This window comes from Chitinophagales bacterium (assembly GCA_040877935.1).
Classification (GTDB): Bacteria; Bacteroidota; Bacteroidia; order Chitinophagales; family CAIOSU01; genus JBBDNB01.
Genome location: JBBDNB010000008.1, coordinates 1 through 18,154, shown reverse-complemented (window position 1 = coordinate 18,154; position 18,154 = coordinate 1). Strand labels below are relative to the sequence as shown.

The 18,154-nt window shown below is 39.3% G+C and carries 14 protein-coding genes; 2 read left to right on the top strand and 12 right to left on the bottom strand.

Annotated elements, in window-relative coordinates:
- Positions 1–10: 10 nt before the first annotated feature.
- The 5 genes from WD048_01725 to WD048_01705 form a co-directional block, all read right to left on the bottom strand.
- Complete coding sequence (locus WD048_01725) at positions 11–1,291, bottom strand: aminotransferase class V-fold PLP-dependent enzyme (GenBank protein ID MEX0810904.1); 1,281 nt, start codon at positions 1,289–1,291, stop codon at positions 11–13.
- Between the two features lie 183 nt (positions 1,292–1,474).
- Positions 1,475–4,624 carry an immunoglobulin-like domain-containing protein gene (locus tag WD048_01720; GenBank protein MEX0810903.1) on the bottom strand — a complete coding sequence of 1,050 codons (3,150 nt, stop codon included), beginning with the start codon at positions 4,622–4,624 and terminating at the stop codon, positions 1,475–1,477.
- Between the two features lie 133 nt (positions 4,625–4,757).
- Positions 4,758–6,662, bottom strand: coding sequence for a membrane protein insertase YidC (gene yidC / locus WD048_01715; protein MEX0810902.1), 1,905 nt, complete (start codon positions 6,660–6,662; stop codon positions 4,758–4,760).
- A 24-nt stretch (positions 6,663–6,686) separates the two neighbouring features.
- Positions 6,687–8,348, bottom strand: coding sequence for a CTP synthase (locus WD048_01710; protein ID MEX0810901.1), 1,662 nt, complete (start codon positions 8,346–8,348; stop codon positions 6,687–6,689).
- A 169-nt stretch (positions 8,349–8,517) separates the two neighbouring features.
- Positions 8,518–9,063, bottom strand: a complete 546-nt coding sequence (locus WD048_01705) for a tetratricopeptide repeat protein (GenBank protein MEX0810900.1) — start codon at positions 9,061–9,063, stop codon at positions 8,518–8,520.
- Between the two features lie 55 nt (positions 9,064–9,118).
- Here WD048_01705 and WD048_01700 point away from each other — a divergent pair, with 55 nt between their 5' ends.
- A complete protein-coding gene (locus WD048_01700) occupies positions 9,119–10,414 on the top strand; it encodes a reprolysin-like metallopeptidase (GenBank protein ID MEX0810899.1) in 1,296 nt (431 codons plus the stop codon).
- 3 nt (positions 10,415–10,417) lie between these two features.
- On the opposite strand, the gene panB is transcribed toward WD048_01700, so the two are convergent.
- On the bottom strand, positions 10,418–11,233 hold the full coding sequence (gene panB, locus WD048_01695) for a 3-methyl-2-oxobutanoate hydroxymethyltransferase (protein MEX0810898.1): 816 nt from the start codon (positions 11,231–11,233) through the stop codon (positions 10,418–10,420).
- Positions 11,234–11,637: 404 nt separating this feature from the next.
- On the opposite strand from panB, the gene WD048_01690 reads away from it, so the two are divergent.
- On the top strand, positions 11,638–11,946 hold the full coding sequence (locus WD048_01690) for a hypothetical protein (protein ID MEX0810897.1): 309 nt from the start codon (positions 11,638–11,640) through the stop codon (positions 11,944–11,946).
- Between the two features lie 178 nt (positions 11,947–12,124).
- On the opposite strand, the gene WD048_01685 is transcribed toward WD048_01690, so the two are convergent.
- The 6 genes from WD048_01685 to WD048_01660 form a co-directional block, all read right to left on the bottom strand.
- Positions 12,125–13,741 (bottom strand): UvrD-helicase domain-containing protein, encoded by a 1,617-nt coding sequence (locus WD048_01685; GenBank protein ID MEX0810896.1) that lies wholly within the window; start codon positions 13,739–13,741, stop codon positions 12,125–12,127.
- Positions 13,742–13,744: 3 nt separating this feature from the next.
- Positions 13,745–13,912, bottom strand: coding sequence for a hypothetical protein (locus WD048_01680; GenBank protein MEX0810895.1), 168 nt, complete (start codon positions 13,910–13,912; stop codon positions 13,745–13,747).
- A 540-nt stretch (positions 13,913–14,452) separates the two neighbouring features.
- The gene (locus WD048_01675; protein ID MEX0810894.1) at positions 14,453–14,959 is read right to left on the bottom strand and encodes a hypothetical protein; all 507 of its coding nucleotides are present in this window, start codon (positions 14,957–14,959) and stop codon (positions 14,453–14,455) included.
- 31 nt (positions 14,960–14,990) lie between these two features.
- Entirely contained in the window at positions 14,991–15,617 is a 627-nt protein-coding gene (locus WD048_01670; GenBank protein ID MEX0810893.1) for a hypothetical protein, read from the bottom strand.
- An 18-nt stretch (positions 15,618–15,635) separates the two neighbouring features.
- The gene (locus WD048_01665) at positions 15,636–17,072 is read right to left on the bottom strand and encodes an ATP-binding protein (GenBank protein ID MEX0810892.1); all 1,437 of its coding nucleotides are present in this window, start codon (positions 17,070–17,072) and stop codon (positions 15,636–15,638) included.
- Between the two features lie 32 nt (positions 17,073–17,104).
- Entirely contained in the window at positions 17,105–17,326 is a 222-nt protein-coding gene (locus WD048_01660) for a helix-turn-helix transcriptional regulator (protein MEX0810891.1), read from the bottom strand.
- Positions 17,327–18,154 lie beyond the last annotated feature (828 nt).

Here is an 18,154-nt window from a genome sequence, read left to right as displayed (position 1 = left end):
ATCGTATAGTTTAAACGTGCAGTTCTTTAATTGCTTTTGCTAAGATATCCAATTCCTTTTTGCTGGTGTAGATATGGGGTGAGATTCTTACAGCCTTCAAATTTGGCAGATTTACTTTTCCAACATGAATCTTATATTTTTTGATGAGTTGCTCTACTATGGTGTCGACAGAAACATTTTTTAAACTGAATGCTGCAATAGCACCCCCTTCATACATGGAACATGCTGGGGATTTCAATTCAAAGTCCTTTAAATCGCTGACTTGATCTATCCAGTAATTTTTAAGCAGGGAAAGCCGTTTGTATTTTATTTCTGTCCCAATTTGTTCATGAAATTCAAGTGCTTTGGCAATAGTCATTTCTGCCGCAAATGAACGTGAGCCCAGGAATTCAAATTTTCTAATATCATCACTTTTAGGATCATAAGCAGAGTGCAGCGGCCAAGTATTGGAAATATTTTCTTTTTTAATGTGGAGGAGACCTGTGCCAAAAGGGCTACACATCCATTTGTGAAGTGATGCAGCATAATAATCAGCATTCAACTTTCTAATGCTGTGGGGCAGATGCCCAAAGCTGTGTGCCGCATCTACAATTACTTTGCATCCATATTTATGTGCCATTTTCACCAGCTTTTCTACCGGAAGAATTTGCCCGTTCCAATTGATCATGTGGGTTAGGTGCAGCACTTTGGTATTTGGACTGATGGCAGTTTTATACTTTTTTATAATATCCCTATCTGATTTTTCTGGGCTATTAAGTGCTACAAATTTGAGCTGTATTCCTTCTCTCTGAGCTCTTTGCTTCCATGCATTTATCATAAATGGATAGTCCATATCGGAGAGCACTACTTCATCCCCTCTTTTTAAATCAATACCATAAATTATGCTGTTCAATGCTTCAGTAGCATTTCTGCTAATGGCTATTTCATTTGCTTCACAACCAGCAATTATTGCAAGTTTATTCCTAAGGTTTTCTCTCTGGCTGTCAAGTTTTTCCCACATAAAATAGCTTGGGCCTTCATTGCTGTACTGATCATTTCTGTAATGCTCTTGTTGGACTACAACTGGTTGTGGGCTTAAAGCGGCATTATTCAGGTTAATAAGGTTGGTAGATGTGCAAAACTGCGCGCGAATTTCTTTCCAAAACGACTCGTCATTGGCATCGGTTACTGAATTGGATAAATTCAGAGCAGGAAAGGATGCGGGAGCACTAAGTGTGTTTAATCTGCTCAAGCCAAATGCGGCAGAAGCAAATATACCTGTTCTTAAAAATGCCTTTCGAGAAATCTTCATCTCTTCTAAAATATCAAATTGAAATTTATAATCCTAAACCAGTATGGATATAAATATCAACATGCATACAAGAAGGCTTGGCTATAAAGGGTAAACATATAAATGACAAAATAAAAAAATAAGCAAATGAAAAGGGCTGCCTCAAACTGAGACAGCCCTTTTTAAATTCAAGCAGCTTTGATATTATTTATTGAAAAGGTTTACACGTTTTGTGATTACTCCTTTATCTGTTTGAATGCGAACTAAATAAATTCCATCAGCATTTCCGGACAGATCAAGTTCAATATTAGCAGCACTTGGTGCTTGACTAAAGTTTTGATTTAATATTTCTTTTCCAACCAAATTGAACACTGAAATATTCAGGTTTTTAATTTCAGAGCTGGAGTAATTGATATTCACAATGGCTTCAGTCGGGTTAGGATAAAGATTGAAAATTTCATTCAGTTCAATTTCGTTAATTCCAACACCTACTATTTCTACATCTTGGCAAAACTGTTTTTTAGGCACATTAAAACGTGCGTTCCATTCATTACCAACTTCTAAACAAACTTCAAAAATACCGTTTTCAGGAAAATTAAAAGTTGGGTTTTGATTGGTTTTTGTTCCAAAATTTGGCGCATCACTGGTCCATACCCAACTTGTAGGATTATACCTTGATTCATCCGTAAATTCGATCCTTCCGACTTGTGATCCTTCTGGTTGAAATGAGAAATCAGGATCGGGCTCAGTATTTACATATACGGTTCTGGTAGTTGTAGAAGTATTTCCACTTCCATCAGTAGCTTCATAAACTACATCTACAGTATCCCTGGCAGTTGTATTTGCAGTAGTTGTAGTATCAACACTTAAAGCACCATCTACACAATCTTCTGCAAGAACTCCCGGATCATTATAAGATTCACCGAGGTATGCCAAATCTGGATTGTCACCAAATAAAGTGAAATCCGGACCGGTTGCATCAGCCGTTACTTCTACTGTTCTTGTTTCTGTTTCAGGAGGATTTACTCCATCATCAGCAGTATAAGTAAATGTATATGTTCCTAAAGAATCAATATTAAAGGGTGGAACAGATGTAACATTAACAGTAATTGGGCCACAAGCATCTGTAGCTATAGCTCCCGGATCATTAAAACCAAGACAAACTTCAGTCTGTATTGTTGAAGCTCCGTTAAGTGTAATTGTTGGTGGTGAAGTGACTATTTCTACTACTCGAGTTTCAGTAGTCGCAGCATTTCCTGCTCCATCTGTCACATCATATTCAATGGTGTAGGTGCCTACGACACCTGTATCAACATTTGAAGTAACTTGGATGTTTGCTGTGATATCTCCATCTACATTATCTGAAGCAGTAGCTCCCGGATCTACAAAGAATTCACAAGATTCAACAGTTATGGTATCATTGCCTATTAAAGTAATAACTGGTGGGGTATTGTCAGCAGCTGGTTCAACATTTACTGTTCTTACAAGCTCACAAGAAACATTACCTGCTGCATCTTCAGCCCAATAAGTCACAGTATAACTCCCAACAGTATTGTTGTCAACACTGTCAATAGTAGTAATGCTTCCTCCGCTAAGTGGCCCATCTTCATTGTCAATAGCCGTTACTCCCGGATCATTAAATGGATCACCTGAAACTATAGTCATAGGGTTACTGCCATTCATCGTAATTTGAGGAGCTTTATAATCAATTATAAAGTCTGCATCAGTGTAAATTATATCCTTAACATAGTGAAATGAAGCTGGATCGGCATCGCTTCCGGATGGGTTTATCCTGGTAAAAACAACCGGTAGGTTGTAAGTATTGGGATTTGTTTCAAGTGCATCTTGCGACATAGTGCCAAATAAAGCACCACCGCCCCAAATAGGGTCACCTTCTGTCCAGTTATCAATTGTAGTAGCGAGGCCATTGTCAATATCAAATCCTCTTACATGAAAATCAGGGATTTCATTTGATCCACCTGTAAATTGTGGATCTGAATCTAACCAGCTGATAAACACTTTAGAGCCATCGGGGCTTAAAGAAGCTTGTGGTCTGTTGTCTTCAGATACTCCTGAAGTGATTTGTCCACGGAAAGTTTCCATATCAGCAACAAATACAGCTTCCCAACCACAGCTTGAGTTTTTGTTAAAAGTAATATCGTAAAGCGCTAAGATGCCAACATTTGATCCCGCTTGATTGGTGGTGATTGCATAATCTGAAGATGAACCAACGACAACTGCTATATGCGGATTGCCATATTTGTCAACTACAATATCGCAATCGAAAGCTGTTGTTGGAACATCCCCGGGTTGAGATAAACTGTCAACTACATATTGAAAACCAGCCAAATCAACTGTTTCTGGACCTGTCCAACTTTGGCCGCCATTTACAGTTTTATATACTACAGGATTTAGAGTGTTTACTCCACCAGGGGTAACATCACTTAACATAACTACCCAACCAAATTGACCAGTTGGATCAAAAGCCATGTTTAACCCTGCGGCATATGTATCTCCGTCAAAACCCTGATCAAAACCGGGGACAAAGTAGCGATCTACTGCCCAGTCAACATCATTTGTGACAGAGTTAAAAGTTCCTTTGTAAAGTATTACACTGTCAGCATCAAATGCAGCGCCTTCTTCAGAGGCAAATGCAACAGACCAGAATACATTTTGAACGCCATTGCAAAGTCCTGAAGCAACACTTACATCGCTGTTATTTGGAGTGTAAACATTTTCAGTAAAAGTAGCCGGATCATTATCCAATCTTGCTACTCCTCCAAAAAGTCCGTCCCAGGTACCATTTTGGTCAAAAGGCAACCATGTTCCCTGATACGAAAGGAAAGCATTATCAGAATTGGTATTGCCAAGTGGATTGTGAATAACAGCTTGAGGAAATCTTCCTGCAAGTGTCAGCTGATTTCCAGAAGGATTCAGTAGTCCATGATCAATTGTCCAGGTTTGACCTTCGTCAACAGATACATCGTAGCGATATTGTCCAACATTATTACCTGCATGTACACTTGGGTCAGTTCTGTGAATGAAAGCTACAGTACCAAGATCATTATTTGCAGCCAGACTGTTTACAGTGCCATCAATAATTGTGAATAGATTGCCCGCAGTACCAATAGGTACAGTTGTGACAGCTCTTGAGCCAGCATTATTGTTTTGAGTACTGCTCTGGTAATTTTGAAGTGTGGCTAAATGAGTTTCAGAAAAAGGAACAAGTGTCTGATTGCTCAAGTCATCAGTACATTGTCTTTCCGAATTTAGTCCAACAGCTACGTAATTTTGAGCATAAACAGCAAATAATCCGCTCAGGATTAAGAGCAATGTTAAGTTTAAGCTTTTCATAAAGTTGTTTTGTTTGTGTTTATTGGAAAAATAGAAAGTACCAAAAATACAGCTTCATACTTACTTAACAAAATGTGGGCTTTGCATTGTGACCAGTGGACTTGTTTTGTGTTATAATACCTGTCCTGAAATTTTATTTCTTTTTTGTTTTTTGTTTTTGCTGCTGTTGTTTGGCCATTTCTTCTAATTTCTTCTGAAAGGTATTCTTCTTTACAGGTTTCTTTTTGTTTTTCTTAATCTGTTCCAGCAATTTATCGTCATCTATCACAAATTTTTTGATAAAATACTGTTGTGCATAGCTGATCAGGTTGGAAAGAAAGTAGTAATAAGTCAATGCAGCAGGGAAATTATTGAAAATCCCAAGAAGCATTACAGGGAAGATATAGGGCATATATTTCATGCCCGGCATATTGTTTCCTCCTGCCGACATTTGGGCATTGGATACGGCATAGAGAATAGAGGTAACAGTCATCAGTAAGGTGAATAAACTTACGTGGTCACCGTAAAATGGGATGTTAAATGGCAGATCGTAAATAGAGTCATATGTGGAGAGATCACTTGCCCAAAGGAACGCTTCATGCCTTAATTCTATGGAAGAAGGAAAGAAATAGTACATGCCAATAAGAAAAGGCATTTGTAATACCATTGGCAAACAACCACCCAACGGAGACACCCCTGCTTTTTGATACAATTTCCATTGTTCAGTACCTTGCCTTTGCTGGTCATTTTTGTATTTTTCTTTTAATTCATCTAATTCCGGCTTTAGTACTTTCATCATAGCCATTGACTTATAGGATTTATAAGTCAGCGGGAATAGCACCATTTTAATCAAAAGGGTGAGCAGGAAAATGATCAGTCCATAATTGCCGATGAATCTACCGAGGAAATCGAAAATTGGAATAATGGTATAGCGATTGACAAGCCCAATCCATGCGAAAAGCGAAAAATTAGGCCCGAGCTGCACAATCTCTTCCAGGTCATTGCCATATTTTTTCAGCAGTTTAAAATCATTTGGACTATAGAGGTATGTCAGATTAAAAGATTGTTTGCCTGTGCCTTCAAAAGGCAAGGTAAGTGAGGCCTGCATGGTTTTCAGCAAGGGGTCGGTCTCTTCTTCTTTTCTATCTGATTTTAAAGTGGCATTGAAAAATCCTTTTTCGCTGATCAGCGTACTGTTAAAAAATTGTTGTTTAAAAGAGATCCATTCGATGGATTCATTGACAGAGGTATTGTCATCAGAGGTTTCCGATAGACTTTCTAAACTACCATCTTTCATCTTGTAAAACACATAACTGTAGCGGTCTTCTGTACTCCGGCTTTTCTCTAATTGGGCAATATCCTGCTTCCAGAATAAATTGATATGGCGAGCATTATTGGCAATCAATCCACCCATGCCTTCAAGATTGACCTGGTAATCGATGCGGTAATCATCGCCTTTAAATGTATAAACCTGCTCAATAAAGCGACCGGGCTCAATTTCTATTTTAAAGCGCAATGTTGCTGTCTCAGATCCGCTGATCTTGCGATTGCCGGAACTACTTTCAAAATAAAGCTCCCGGGTATTGATCTCTTTGTTATTGTTGAGAAAGAAATGCAGGTTCTTATTGATTTGTTCTTTGCTCGCGAGAATTAAAGGCTGCTCATCATAGGTGTCAAAGTTTTTCAGCTCTACATATTTAATGCTTCCGCCTTTTGAGCTGAGCCTTACGATCAGCTCGTCAGTTTCAATTTCAATATCTTTTTGTGTGCCGCTGGCAAATGGAGCAAATACCCCGTACTTGTTGGCTTGGCTTTCAGTGACTGTTGATTCATCATCCCTGATTACAGTATGGGGGGCTTCTTCGCTTTCAGAATAAGTGTCTTTTTCAGAATCTACTGAATCTAAATATGCGGAACTCTTATCTGTTTCAACTGGAGAAGTTGTTTTTTCAAGTTTATCTTTTTCTACCTGTTCCTGAACCTGCTGTTGGTTGTAATAGGTATAAGCAATGAGAATTAAACCTATCAACAAAAAACCTGTAACTGTATTTCTATCCATTAAATGCCTTTGTGGCGGGCAAAATTAAGAATAAGAAACCACATTTTTTTTATTGCTGCTATCCAATTTGTCTTCAGCTTTAGCATTTTTACAGGCGATGGCCGCTTGCACAAATTTTACAAAAAGTGGATGAGGAGTGGCTACATTGCTTTTGAGCTCAGGGTGAAATTGCACACCGATGAACCAGGGATGTTCTTTTAATTCTACAATTTCCACCAAATTTGTTTCAGGATTCACACCTACAGGAAGCATTCCCTTTTTTTCAAATTGACTTAAGTACATGTTGTTGAATTCAAAGCGATGCCTGTGCCTTTCACTGATGTTTTCACTTTTGTAAGCTTCAAAAGTTTTTGTACCGGGTGTAACTTTGCAATTGAATGCCCCAAGACGCATGGTGCCGCCTTTATTTATTATATTCTTTTGGTCTTCCATCAGGTGAATTACAGGGGTCTTACACTTTTCATCCATTTCAAATGAATTGGCGTCTTCTAATTTTAGTACATTTCGAGCATATTCCACTACGGCACATTGCATACCTAGACAAATTCCGAAAAATGGAATATTGTTTTCCCTGACATATTGAATGGCAAGCACCTTTCCTTCAATTCCACGATTTCCAAAACCAGGTGCTACCAAAATACCATCTAAATGACCAAGAGAAGCTTTCAGATTACCTGGAGAAAGGTCTTCTGAATGTATGCTTTCAATATGTATGGAACATTCATTTTCTGCTTCTGCATGAACAAAAGATTCCAAAATAGATTTATAGGCATCCTGAAGTTCTACATATTTACCTATAAGACCAATATTTATCGATGTTTTAGGGTGTTTCAGTTTCTTGAGAAATTGCTTCCACTTATCAAGGTTTGGCTCGTTTTCTATAGGGATTTGTAATTTTGAAAGAACTATAGAGTCAAGATTTTCTTTTTGCATTTCAAGAGGCACCTGATAAATAGTATCGCAATCAATTGCCTGAATGACAGATTCAATATGGACATTACAGAATTTAGCCAGCTTGGAACGAATCTCATAAGTGAGCTCATGTTCTGTTCTGCAAACCAGAATATCAGGTTGCACCCCGTCTTTTAATAATTCTTTGACAGAGTGTTGTGTAGGTTTTGTTTTTAATTCTTTTGCTGCACTTAAGTAGGGGATAAGGGTGAGGTGAATGACCAAGCAGTCTTTCATACCCAATTCCCAGCGCAATTGCCTGAGTGATTCAACATAAGGCAAGGATTCAATATCGCCTACTGTGCCTCCTAATTCGGTTATGATAACATCATATTCGTCATTTTTCCCCAAAAGCATCATACGTCTTTTGATCTCATCAGTAATATGGGGGATAATTTGTACGGTTTTACCGAGGTAAGCGCCTTCTCTTTCTTTATTGATTACATGTTGATAGACCCTGCCGGTTGTTACATTATTGGCTTGAGATGTTTGAATATTCAGAAAGCGTTCGTAATGCCCGAGATCCAAATCTGTTTCGGCACCATCTTCAGTCACATAGCATTCCCCATGTTCATAGGGATTCAGGGTGCCTGGATCTACATTAATATATGGATCGAATTTTTGTATGGTTACTTTTAATCCCCTGGCTTGCAATAATTTACCGAGGGAAGCAGCGAAGATACCTTTCCCAAGAGATGATGTTACGCCACCGGTTACAAAAATATACTTGCTCATGGGAAATTGATTTTATGCGATTTTGTATCCTTCACAAAGATACAAATTAATTGGCTTGAGGGCTATTGCAAATAACAATCTCTGAAAAGTTTTCTGCTTTTGATTAAAAACTCAGGAGCTGAAAATTAATTTAAGAACCCCAGCAAATACTTTTTTGAAGTTTTATAAATTATAAGACAGAATCTTGAATGGCAGCAGCATTTTGCTTTTTATTGAATTCCTTGATGATGTCTTCAGGTGATTTTCCAAGGTTGTCTAAAGAAAATTTTACATCATCGGACAAATCGTGATTGGGGTATTTTTCGAGAAATGCCTGGTAGCGCTCGGCAGCTTTTTCCATGTCGCCAATTTCATTTTCATAAACAAATCCCTGTAAAAACAAACTGTGTGGAGCTTTATTATGATCTGAATAATCGTTTTCAATTTTTTTATAAATATCCATAGCCACTTCATAATCCTTCATAGCCCGGTGTAGATCGGCTTTCTTAAAAAGAATATTAGGAGTCAGCGAATCTTTGGGGAAATTTTCCGCAAAATTACCATAAGCATCTATTGTAGATTGTGCAAGTGCCTCATCAAATTTAAATGATTCGTTCTTGTCAAAAAGCATGCTTTCGGCTTCCTTTACTTTTTCAAGCGAACTTGATCTGTCTGGACCGGTGCATGCAGACAAAAAGATTAAAAGCACTAAAGATAAGTTTGCAGTTTTTTTCATTGTGTTAAAATTTATGCTAAAATTATAGTTCTTTTTTCAAAGAAATAAATCTAAAATGCAAAAGTATGTTTGTTTTTGTTGGTTTTTGCTTTTCTCTTGTACACCCCAATTGAAAAGCTACCTGATTTCTTCACTGGAAGATCCATATATTATTCGAAAGCAAATTCCAGCACCGCGCACCAACCTCTATTCCTGGCAAAATAATCTGCCCGACACAGTATATCGAAATTCAACTTCACAAAGAATTATTAAAGTGCGTTACAATTTTATTAAAGCGGCTTCTCAGAATGAATACTTTAGTCAGGAAGCTGCGGAAAAATTTGCCCAGACCTTAAATGCTGCTGCTAATTTCAGGTTTTATCACAATCAAAAAATGCATTTGCCCAAAGGCAATAATACGCCTGTATTTCCTATCAATTTGAAACTTGAAATTACTCCGGACAATACTGTTCAGGGAGATAATGGCATTGCAGTTTATGAAGAAGAAGATGCTGCTAAAGCTTATTTTAACAAGCAGGGCACGGGTAAAAATTTGTTCTCTTCCTATGTGTATGATCAATATGGGAAAAATAAAAACGAGGTGTTGAATATTTTTGTAATGGAGCACCACCCCGACAGTATAGCATCACCAACTTATAAAGCTGAGCATAATGGTGTGGGTAGTTCTAAATATTTGAAAATAGCAGGGGCTTATCATACTTCAAGAGATTCTGTAATGAAAAATGACAAGTCAGGAAAAAGGGCAAAAAACGGTTGGGATATGATAGGCATTATTGTTCATGAGTTGGGACATACTTTTGGCTTGGCACATACCTGGAATGCAAATGACGGTTGCGATGACACTCCAAAAAACGACAATTGTTATTCTCCCAATACCCGTCCCGATTGCCCTGGGGGATATTCAAACAATATGATGGACTATAATTATTGTCAGTGTTCATTATCTCCTTGTCAGATAGGCCGTATTCACAGTAATATCTATAAGAATAACAGTCAGTTGCGCAAATTTGTAAAAGAAGACTGGTGTGATTACAACCCCTCAATGAAAGTCAAAATTAGGGAAGCAGACACTTTAATTTGGTATGGAAATAGACAGCTTCATGCTGATTTAATATTGGGGTCAAATGCTTATTTGGAAATACGGGGCAATGTGCATTTGCCTGAAAATGCGCAATTGAAAATTGGCAGCGGAGCTACTTTGTTTTTAAATGGAGGCCGCTTATACAATGATTGTGATGCGCAGTGGGGCGGTATTGTAATTGAGTCAATTAAAGCTGAGTCTGGAAAAGTTATTCTTAGCAAAGAAGCTTTGATTGAGAATTGTGCTTTTGAGCAGGATATTGGGATTTAGGATTTAATACTGCTCCTTATCATTGGGGAAATCCCTTGATCGAACATCTTCAATGTATTTCTGTACACCCGATTTGATATCTTCAAAAAGATTGAGGTAGGTTCTTAAAAAGCGGGGTTTAAACTCATGCGTAATACCCAGCATATCGTGCAGCACCAATACCTGTCCATCTACATCTCCACCTGCACCAATCCCGATTACAGGTATGTCAATTGATTTAGAGACTTTGGCACCAAGCTTGGCTGGAATCTTTTCCACTACCAGAGAAAAACAACCCAGTTCTTCCAACAAACGGGCATCTTCAATCAGGCGGGCGGCTTCTTCTTCCTCTTTGGCACGAACGGTGTAGGTGCCAAATTTATAAATGGATTGCGGGGTCAATCCCAGATGCCCCATTACAGGAATTCCGGCACTCAGGATGCGGGTGACAGATTCCCTGACTTCTTTTCCACCCTCTAATTTTACTGCATGAGCTCCCGATTCCTTCATAATGCGAATAGCCGAATCCAGTGCCAGTTTGGAGTTGCCCTGGTAAGAACCAAAAGGCAAATCCACAACCACCAGTGCTCTTGTGGCTCCTCTTACCACAGCAGAGGCGTGATAGATCATTTGGTCAAGTGTTATAGGCAGTGTGGTTTCGTGCCCAGCCATTACATTGGAGGCAGAATCTCCCACAAGAATAATGTCTATGCCTGCTGCATCTACAATTTTCGCCAGTGAAAAATCATAGGAGGTAAGCATGGCAATTTTTTCGCCATTGCTTTTCATTTCCTGAACGGTGTGGGTGGTGACTCTTTTTACATTCTTGTGTACTGACATGAATTCTATTTTAGTCGAAAATAGAAATATTGTGTGGTAAAGGCAAAAGTCAGAGATTGCATGGCGGCCATTTTACTTCATTACCACTGCAAAATGTGAATCTACGGGTTCGTCTTTTTGGCTTTTGATCTCTGTTGGCTTATGAAATCCTTGAAGGTTTCCGAAACCTTTAAGGATTGAAAGTCTAAAAGATGGCTGATGCTTTTTGCCAGGGTTCCAATTTAGTAGGCACGCCTTCGCTATATATAAACTGCCTGTTGGTAGGGCTGATAGAGTCTTCAGTTAACATTTTCCGGTGTCAGTTGTTTAAAAAATATATGTACCATTCAACTAAAATTATCTATTTCCTTTCTTTCACAATATTAGTCTTGTTCAGCGCCTGCAGCAGCCCTGAAACTCGATCCATGGAAGTAACGGCTACTGCTTACAATTCAGTAAAAGCACAAACAGCCAATGATCCGGTCATCACTGCATGGGGTGATACCCTGAAGGCCGGTATGAAGGCCATTGCGATTTCCAGAGATCTGATTGATTCAGGATTTTATCACAATATGGAAGTCACCATTAATGGACTGGAAGGGAAATACAAAGTGCTGGATAAAATGAATCGCAGATGGACTAAAAAAATCGATATCTATATGGGTGCGGATGTATCTAAAGCCCGAGAATGGGGTAAGCAAGAGGTCACCATTCGCTGGAAGCCTGCCGAATAAGGAGCCAGTGTGAAAACAGGGGGAGGTACTTTTTTGTGTTATCTCTACTAAATGATTTCCCAAAGTTTACAGGTGTTTGTACTGACGATAAATGTCAGCATCTTGGACTTGAGGGACTTTCCTCGTCAGTTATCTTTGGCAGAGCAGGCTCGATTGCAGCCATGTGCTTTTTATTCTATTACCCGTAAAGCTCTTTAAGTTCTAATTTTTTAATTCTCGAACGAATTGCTCCTTTTGTTCTTCCGAAGTGTTTTGCCAAGTCTTTCACATTTACACCTTCGCAATACATTATGGTTAGTTCATTGTCAAGCTCTTCTGCCCAAGGTTTGTAGGCATCTTTGTGTTTTGTTCTAAGTTCATCAACGGAATATGCTTTCTCCTTTCCGTCAGTTTCGGTATTCACTTTTAATGTTGGCTTTTGAGTTGTAGCTTCCTTATTTTCCTTTTCCTTGGCCACTCGTATTATATGGATTTGCTTTGATGAAGGAAGCTCTGGAGGCATTAAAGTTTCAGGAATATAAATGCTGCTTTTAGTCCTTGTAATTGCTACATACAAGAGGTTGATTTCTTCATTCAGTTTCCCAATATTAAGCTCATCTTTTTGGATTTCATTCGCAAGCTTTTCTAATTTCTCTTTTGTAATGAAGTCGTTCACAATTTGAATGGTGTCATATTCCATTCCTTTGCAACGGTGAACAGTTGAAAAGACCATCTCCGCATTTTCTTTGTCGTCATTGTCAATATGCTTCTCCTTAATGGCCTTTATAATATTTGGAATTTTGTTTTCGTATTCCCTTACGATTTCTACCATCATCCCAAGCTGGACATCTTCTGTTTTTTCAATGTATTCCTCAAGTTCTTCCATGCTCCTCATTTCTTTGATGAGCTTGTCTTTTATCAACCTTCTCTTCTTGTTGTAGAGGCTCAGTACATCATAAAGCGAAGCACCTTCATCTGCATAGGTGTAGGAATTTATGTTGCCTTCAAAATAAATGTTCTTTACTTTTTTCTTTTCTGTTACATACTCTATTGCTTTCAACAAGAGCCCTAAATTGGTTCGGGCGATAACAGCTTTTGATTTGATTTTCTTGGTGGTTCCTTTGCCAGCAATTTGAAAAGGTGCTTCTATTTCAATTATCTTCTTCAATTTTAAAACGCCCATTGCCAAATTGGCTATATCTTGACTGAACCTGAAACTTGTTGATAGATTGTAGGTTTTGAAGTCTGCTTTTTCAAGAGAGTTTACAGCAAAACGCCATCCGTATATTTGTTGGTGCGTATCTCCAACAATTACTTTTGTTGCCTTTTGCTTGAAAAAAACATCCAGCATTGCGGCAGAAGCATCCTGTCCTTCGTCAAAAAGTATGTAGTCGTATTTGAGTTTTGGGCTTACAAGCTGAAACTTTTTGAGATAGAAATCGTGGGTGATCTCAATTTCACCTTTGTCCATTTTACTCAAGAGCAGTCTTGTCTTCCTTTTTATGTAATTGTAAAATGTTGAAACGAATGTTTTTGCTTTGGGGTCTGATACTATTTCTAAATAGTTAAGATCTTGAACTCTTGCCTTGTCGCTGTTACAGAAGTACGAAATGAATTTACTAATGTGATTTGCCACAATGTATTCTGCATGTTTTTCTCCATTTCCTTCAAGTCCAAGCAGCTCTGCAATTTCATAAATCTTGTAGCCTTGTGGTCTTACTTTATAGTTGTTTTGAAAGACGATGTGCTTGTATGCAAGCGAATGAGCGGTTTCAACTTTCACATTCTTTAAACCCTTTTCTGAAAACTTTTTTATTGCTTATAGCTTAACAGATTTGTTGAAGGCCAGGTAAAGTATTTTACTGCTCTCGGGTCTTGCTTTTGCATATTCAATGATGGTCGTGGTTTTTCCAGATCCGGCAACAGCATTGACCTTAATGTTACCTGTCGAGTTGATTATGTCATATTGTTGCTTCGTTAACTCCATTGTCAGTCATTGTCTTGCTGAAACGGTTCTTTTTTGGGATTGGCTACAAACGGTAAATTGTACGATTGCTGGCAGATTGAGTATCACTTTCCCGTAAAACCTAGATACAATTCGCCCTGCCATTATTTATTCAAAATATGTGCGCCTTAATTGGTAAATATAGTTCATTAAAATGAACGTCCCAAAGGGTGGTACAGACGCTAAGCCTGCATCTAGGATTGTGAGACCACCCGACAAGTCATTCAAAAAACCGCCAAGTACCTGCCTTTGCCGTAGCCGTTTCGGCAGGCAGGCGTGAACCGTACGCTTGGTGGTACTGACGATAAATGTCAGCATCTTGGATGTGAGAGCCTCAACCTGAGCCTTTTGGCTCAGGTCGGGCTACTCGATTAGCTACTGTAGCCCCCATTCCCCCAATGTTTATTAGAACAACTTTGTCCTTCTTTTTTGTCAGGGAGGGAGGGGTTTTTATTTACTCACTCCATTGTTGATTTTCAAAGGTGTTCGTGAATGCTTCGCATTTGATTTTCTTCTATTGTTTCAGGGTTGGGCAGACACACGCTGCCGCCAAGCTTGGGTCAGTGTGTAGGCTTCCCGAAGGGTATGCTTTTTTCTTTCATCCTGAAACTCAAAATCAATGTCTTGCTGCTTGCAGTACCTGATCAATCTTCCAATAAAGCCCCTCGGAATAATTACTTCATGTTCTGTTTCTTCGATGAAGCGGAAATACCGCTCGGTTCCCCAAGTGTTCCTGCCAGATTTCTTTTTGATGAAATATTCTGAGTTCGCAAAATTCAGTTCCTCTTTCAGAAAATTGATCAATTCGGGTGTCATGCCCGATCGGTTAAGACGGACTACACTATTTAATTGTATGTGGAGTCTCTCTGAATTTATATTTGGTGATACCGAAACTTTGTCCGGTTGGAGCGTATTAAAGATTGCGTCAAGATGGGATGTGGATACTTTTTGAATAGATGACAGGAATGTCCACTGATCCGGATATGCGTTCAATTGTTCGTCCACAAAGCAACTGTTCTCTTCTTCCAAAGTCGGTTTATAGAGAGGCAGGGCAATTAAATTACCCAATCCCTTTCCCTGCCTGCGGGCCGTAGCCCTTCTGCAGGCGAAGGCCCGAATGGAAATCCTGATTGGGGAAAAGCCGGTCGAAACTGGAACTCTTATCAAACACGGAGAAAATATCCGTCTGTTCCAAAAGATTGATTAAAATCTTACGGCTTCTGATGGCCGGATAGGGTTGGTCGAAAAATATCCAGACATGACCTCCTTTGCCGGAACGGGAGCGTTCCAGATAAGCAGGAATGCCGTGTTCTTTACAGATATTGAGAAAAGTACGGCATTCGTCCGCCCATTTCTCTTTATCAAAGTCTGCTGCAATAAACCAGGAAGTGTTGTCCTGCAACAATGGATAGATACCGATTAATTTTTCACCATTGAAATGCTTTAGAAGTTGCTGATCAGTAAGTGGGAGGTAGGTTTTGTCTTTGTAGTCTTTGAAGGTACCGCCTTTCATTTTGTGGAGCCGGTACATGTATGGGTCATAATGATAAGCGGGCATGTATCCGCTTTTATTCCCCCCGCCAGAAGTTTGGGCACGCTTCTCCCAACGAATGGCAAAGACATCCTCCCTGCCTTTGAAGAGGCTTTTGAACAAATTCAGTTTTTCTTTTTCTGAATATTGATGCATATTCTGTCATCTTTTTTCTCAAACGCTTATTTTCCAATGCCCACCTTTATCTGGTCCAATCCTTTCTATAATACCTTTATCTTTAAGTTTTGAAATTTGTTTTTCAATGGCTCTGGTAGTTACGTGGACAATTTCTGCCATCTCCGAGGTTGTAATATTTTTGTCTTCGAGCATCAAGAGAATTATTTTCTCCGAACTTTCTCCGAACTTTTCTCCGAACTTTCTCCGAACCCCCTCCAGACGATCCTTGTGTTTATCCCGTAATTCTTCCACATTTATCCCGTACTTATCCTGTAATGAGGTTAAAGTATCCTCCGTTTTCTCCGTACCTTCTCCGTACTTTCTCCGTACCTTCTCCGTACTCTTGAATACCTTACTCAGGAAACCTCCTTGCTCATCCTTCAAAACTGGTTCTGGCAACCCGGCCTCTTTGCAAGCTTCAATGATTTTTATGGTTCCCCGACCCCATGAATCAATATAACCAGCTTTGAAACATACATCTGCAAGCAGTGGATTTCTCGGTTTCGATCGGTGTACTTTCTTTAAATCTTCTTCGGAAATTCCTTCGGGCAAACCGCCATCATTCCAAACACTGAAATTGTCTTCATACAAACGGATTTGTGTCGGGGCTCCCATGTAATTCCGGTGCACCAATGCATTGAGGATCATTTCACGGACAGCATCTACAGGGTATTCATCTCGTTCTACCCGTTGCATACCCATAAAGTCAATCGGGTGAATGAAAAACTTGGCGTTTAGCATTTCTCCAATCCCGTCCTTAAGCTGTATCAGATTGCCTTCTATTACCTCATGAAATTTCAGGTCGGCATCAGTTTCTCCGAATTTACCGATCTTAACCGCCATGTTCGGGTAGAATTTTCCGGGGTCTTTTCCAAATAAGACAATGGCAGCTCTTTTCAAATGTCCATCTTCGAGCAGACGTAGTTTTTCAAGCAAGTCCGAAATGCTGATATTGTCCTCAACATTGATCCGTTTAACGATCCTTGCATCTTTCAAAAATTGCTTAATGCTTGATTCATCAATGTCATTGATGGAAGCTCTTTGTTCAGGAATATCATCCCAGGTCTTTCCGGTACGCTTCAGGATAAACTCATTCAATGCCGGACCTTTCAGTTCCTGCAAAGTACTTCCGGTACGGACATAATATTTGCCTCTCACGGAAATAGGCACATCATACCGGGGAACAATGATTTCAAGATAGTGTTTACCCTTTTTCTCTTTCAAGTTCACTTCCGCATACACGCCCAGAATATCCCGGAACTTGTTGGGCAAATCTTCCAGTAACTTGTTGTGATTGTCAATGCCCGTAACCTTGCCTTTATCGTCAATGCCGATATACAGCTTGCCACCGCTGGCATTCGCAAAGCCGCAGATCCATTTGAGATATTCATCCCGCCAGTTGGCTTTGTATTCTATGTTGTGGGATTCGGGCATAGTTATTTTAGTGGAACTTTTGTAATCACCTTTTACTTTTCGTCTTCCAATTTCAATTCTTTGAATATCTCTTTAAGCATCTCTCCCGGATCAATGTCAATAGCCAAAGCAATCAAGTATAATTCACCTGCACGGAGCTTGGTTGATTCATTTGAACTCAATTGAGACAGTCGTGCCTGACTGATCCCTGTTCGTCTGGAAACCATTGCTCTGTTTACGGATTTTTTGGTCAAATACAGTCCTAAAGATGTCATAAATCTTTCGATTTTGTTGAGGTAAATATACCTTTTAGAAAGAAAAATATAGAATATCTAGAGTTTCATTTTGAATTTCGATAGATAATGTATAGATTTATTTAGAATTTCTAAAGAATACTATTAAAACTTTTAACATAAACAGAACATACACAAAAGCCGACCTTGAACAGATTGTTTACACTCAACTGGAAAATCTCAATGCCATGCACGATCTCTTAAACATCATGAAGGTTCAAAATGAGTTGCTGCACAACGCCAATAAGAAACTGAAAGATGAAATCTCCGAGTTTAAAGAGAAACAACACGTTTATCCTACACGAAAGAGATCATCAAAGTCGTAGTCTGCGGGCTGGAGGGCAAGCTCTTTTGCAAAGCTTTGGCTGGCGGGTCGGCCTTGCGGGGCTTTGTAAATGTGCTTGCCGTGTGTGGGCAGAAAATCAAATAAAAACCTCCTGCGCGCCTGCCTGCACGTAGCCGTTTCGGCAAAGGCAGGTTGGCCTTTTTCTTTTTGTCCACCGGTATTTCAAAGAACCTCTGTCCTTTCTGTCAGCACCGTCCTTGTCAACGGAGTACGTCCCTTTTCTCTTTTTATTTTTTCTTTTTCGTCACCCGATTAGAAGCACTACAGTGTCCGGGCGGCTATTAAATACAACGGTTTTCAGCTATACGCAGGCAGGGATTTTAACCACTGAACTTCATACGAAGAACCGAACTTCAAATTTACGAAAATCTGTCATACGAAGCACAAAACCCCTGCTTGCGTATAGGTGATGTGTGCGCCTTGAATGGTAAATATAGTTCATTAAAGTGAACGTCCCAAAGGGT